Source organism: Xanthomonas pisi DSM 18956, from assembly GCF_001010415.1.
Taxonomy (GTDB): domain Bacteria; phylum Pseudomonadota; class Gammaproteobacteria; order Xanthomonadales; family Xanthomonadaceae; genus Xanthomonas; species Xanthomonas pisi.
Map to the genome: position 1 here is coordinate 1 of NZ_JPLE01000256.1, position 359 is coordinate 359.

General features: G+C 37.0%; 1 protein-coding gene. It reads left to right on the top strand.

The window, feature by feature from the left end; all coding sequences use genetic code 11:
* Window positions 1-139: 139 nt before the first annotated feature.
* The coding region (locus Y887_RS19735) for a naphthalene 1,2-dioxygenase (protein ID WP_046965643.1) at window positions 140-359 on the top strand (220 nt) is incomplete at its 3' end.

Sequence of the window (359 nt, forward strand, 5' to 3'; positions counted from 1 at the left end):
GAAGATGACACTAAATATTTAACTGTTGAAGAGCTTTTTGAACGTTCTGATATGACCGAATAAAATTCAACAAACTCTTGAGAACAGAGTATAATGCTCTCATGGATTACAAAAACATTAATCAATTGAGGAAATTAGCATGACCAAATATTTAACTCGTAAAGACCTTCTGGCAGTTGGCGGTGAAGTTGTTGCAGTAGTTCGTAATGGTGAATACGGTTCTGAAGTTTCTAAAGAGTTTCGTTCTCGTGAAGGTTTTTACTTCTTCGTTAAAGGTTCATCTGATTGGCGACAAGTAGCAGCACGATTCTTTGTAGGACGTCAACGTTCTAAACAAGGGTTGGATGCAATTCTTTCTC